2 protein-coding genes are annotated in these 3,082 nt (G+C 56.9%); both read right to left on the bottom strand.

Annotated elements, in window-relative coordinates; translation table 11 throughout:
* Positions 1-471: 471 nt before the first annotated feature.
* Positions 472-723 carry a diguanylate cyclase domain-containing protein gene (locus PG899_RS23840; RefSeq protein ID WP_270697804.1) on the bottom strand — a complete coding sequence of 84 codons (252 nt, stop codon included), beginning with the start codon at positions 721-723 and terminating at the stop codon, positions 472-474.
* A gap of 281 nt (positions 724-1,004) precedes the next feature.
* Positions 1,005-2,741: a CHASE domain-containing protein gene (locus PG899_RS23835; protein WP_270697802.1), complete on the bottom strand. Its 1,737-nt coding sequence runs from the start codon at positions 2,739-2,741 to the stop codon at positions 1,005-1,007.
* Between the last annotated feature and the right edge of the window lie 341 nt (positions 2,742-3,082).

Genomic DNA, 3,082 nt, shown 5'->3' with positions numbered 1-3,082 from the left:
GGATACCGTGTCTCCTTTCCCGGGGAATGGCTATGGCACAGCGAAGGTGTAGCACTATTGGGATCAGTTATTTAGAGGTTGCCGGCGAGGCGTCAGAAAATGCTGGAATCGGCCCTATCCTGACGCGGCCCAAGGTTCCGGCCTGACGCCTAGTTAGGGCGTACTTCAACTGGACGTTCGCGGCGGGCCTACGTTGGGTTTTGGTTCCATTGCTCCCCAAATCCCGAATAGGGAGCAGTGGAACAGGAAACGCACTTAAGCCAAGTCGGCTTAGCGTACGATTCTTCCCGAATTCTGCGGCTTCCCTTTCCAGCCCTTGGCGGTCATCTGTGGGGCCAGTTGCTCGAAGCAATCGGCGGTCAATGCCTGATCGGTCGTGATGGACCAACTTCATGCGTGGACGCTGTCGCCGGCAACACAAGATCTGGAGTTGTCGATCAGGGTGCGTTTAAACGCTACGGGAACGCAGAGCTACACCGAGCCGCTATCCTGATGCACCAAGGCTCCATTCTTGGAGCCTTTCTTGACCTGATACATCGCCTGATCGGCATGCTCGCTGAGCACCTCGATGGTCGTTCCATGCTGAGGGTAGAGCGCGATACCGACACTAATGGAAATTCGTGCTTCGCCACCCGCAGGCAAGGGGATTGGTCGGCGGACCTCCGAGATGAACAGGCTGGCCTTTTTGAGCGCCTCCTGTTCGCCGCTGACGTGTTGCAGCAAGGCTGCGTATTCCGGTGAAGTTGAACAGTGATTCCGGAATCTGTGAACACCATTTCCGGAAAGTATGCGGCCAGGGATTCTGCGAGCAGAAGCTGAGCTTTGAGGGGAGGCATCTTTTCGACTCACCGAACAAGCCAGCAGCCAAGCGCAGCGCGGCAGTTGTGGATCCAGGTCATTGGAGCATGACGGTTCATCTGACATCAGAGTTCGTGCTCTGAGGTGTCCGGAAATGGTGTACACGCAAGCCGGAATCAGCGTTCATTTTAAACCGGAATAGGTGTTCATTTTCGACCGGAATATGCAAAGGCCACGTACTCATCGCCTCCCACCCTGGCGAGCGTGTCGGCGGCACGGATGCAACGCAGGAGACGGCGGGCCACGGTCTTTAGCACTACATCCCCCGCTTCGTGGCCATGGGTGTCGTTGACCGACTTGAACCCATCCAGATCCATGAACAGCACAGCCAGATGCGTGTTCTCGCGCTCTGCCAATGCAAGCGCCTGCTGTATGCGGTCACCGAGTAAGACCCGGTTGGGTAGATCGGTCAATACGTCATGATGCGCTCGATGGTGATAGGTATCCAGCTCCTGTCTGGACCGGCTGATGTCCTGATGGGTACCGTACATGATGAGAGGCTTGCCATCCCGATCCCATTTCCCCACCTTCCCGCGGTCCAGCACCCAGATCCAGTGCCCATCCTTGTGGCGCATTCTGGCCTCACACTCGTAGAACGGTAACTCCCCCGCCAAGTGCTGCTTGAGCAGCTGTTCTGACTTTTGCAGATCTTCCGGATGCGTGAGCTTTACCCAGGTGACGATGGAGATCGGCTCAAGCTCTTGGAGCTTGTATCCAACGATCCTCGCCCATTCCTCATTGAAGACGGTTTCACCGCTCTGGACATTCCACTCCCAGGTGCCGACCCGGGTGCCTTCAAGAATGGCGCTCAATCGAGACCTCTCCAGAGACAGGTCTTCTGTCATCGCGCGGGCCGCCGCTTCTGCCCGGGACCGACCCGACACCAGCAAAAACATCAGCCCAGCCAGCATGGCACTGAGCAAGACACCGGTTACCGCGATCACGATCGGTAGCCCTCTGTCCACCCGTTGCAGAAGGCTCGTGCTGCCATGCACGCGAACGGTCCAGGTTTGTCCCATCATGCGCAGCCGATGCACCGATTCAAACCCTGGACGGATATCGGTACGCCCTGAACTGCCAAAGTGAGTTCGTGTCGCTTCAACCATCTCTTCGCCGTCGAAGATGTCGATGATCAGGTCACGCTCCTGCTCTCCGAGGAGACCATGCAGGAAGTCTGTCATGCGAAACGGTGCATAGACCCAGCCGCGCAGTTGTTCCCGGCGCTCTGCTACGGTTGCCGCTGGCTGGTCAGTAGCGTAGATCGCCTGGTAGATCAGGAACCCCGACTGCTCCTGAACCCCCGTTTCCTGCACGAGACGCACACGCCCCGAAAGCGCGATGGCACCCGTATCTACCGAGCGCTGCATGGCCTCGCGCCGCACGGGTTCTGAATACATGTCGAAGCCGAAGGCACGCAGGTTGCGTCCCGAAAACGGCTCCAGATACACGATCGAGGAATACAGGTCTCGTTGGCCTGCTGGTTGCACAGTGTAAGAGGGAAAGCCTTCGGCGCGGACCTGATCGATGTGGGTTTGCAGATCGGCAGGCCGGATGGCCCTGGCGAAGCCCACGCCTTGGATGCCAGGCAGGTACTTGTCCAGAGCCTGGCGATCGGAATACCTTCGGAAATCTTCACGTCCGACATCATGATGCACATCAAAGAACCCGGCCGTGCCCCGCAGGACCTGCTGGTAGGTGGCCATGCGGTTCTCGATGCGCTCAGCAGCCTCCCGGGCGCGGAAGTCGAAGTAGACCTGTTGTCGTTGATCGACGGACTCGACGATGAGTTGGTAAAGCACTACGGTGGAGCACAGGCCGATCAAAAAAACCACAAGAGGGATTAGCCTCGGCGACAGTCGGCTTGGTTTGCCAGAGGGGATCATTCGCTATGCCTTCTTGTTGATTTCCCAAAGCTTAAAATTAAACGCTACCATAAACAGCAACAACAGCAACTCTCCGAAACTCTTTCCTGATTTCTTCTTCTTCCTTGCGAGCTTGGATCTTGGCTTCACGCTCGGGCGTGCTCATTCCTTCGTAGCTGACATCCGGCCTCGAACTCCTTGTTGTCAGCGAACTTTCTCAGTGCGTCTCGGGCTTGCAAAAAACCCTGTCCGGTGGAGTGCTGGTGGAGATGAAAAACATCACCGCCTAAATAGCTGTTCCGAATAGTAGATCACCGGAGGAAGGGAACTCAGTCCAGTTTGTGCGATCTGATTAGCCGCTA

The organism is Aeromonas sp. QDB39 (genome assembly GCF_027707585.1).
GTDB classification, from domain to species: domain Bacteria; phylum Pseudomonadota; class Gammaproteobacteria; order Enterobacterales; family Aeromonadaceae; genus Aeromonas; species Aeromonas hydrophila.
This window is presented reverse-complemented; position numbering and strand designations above follow the sequence as displayed.

Bases quoted from the DNA above. Each gene is read 5' to 3' on its own strand.
- PG899_RS23835 (WP_270697802.1), bottom strand. From the start codon at position 2,741: ATGATCCCCTCTGGCAAACCAAGCCGACTGTCGCCGAGGCTAATCCCT.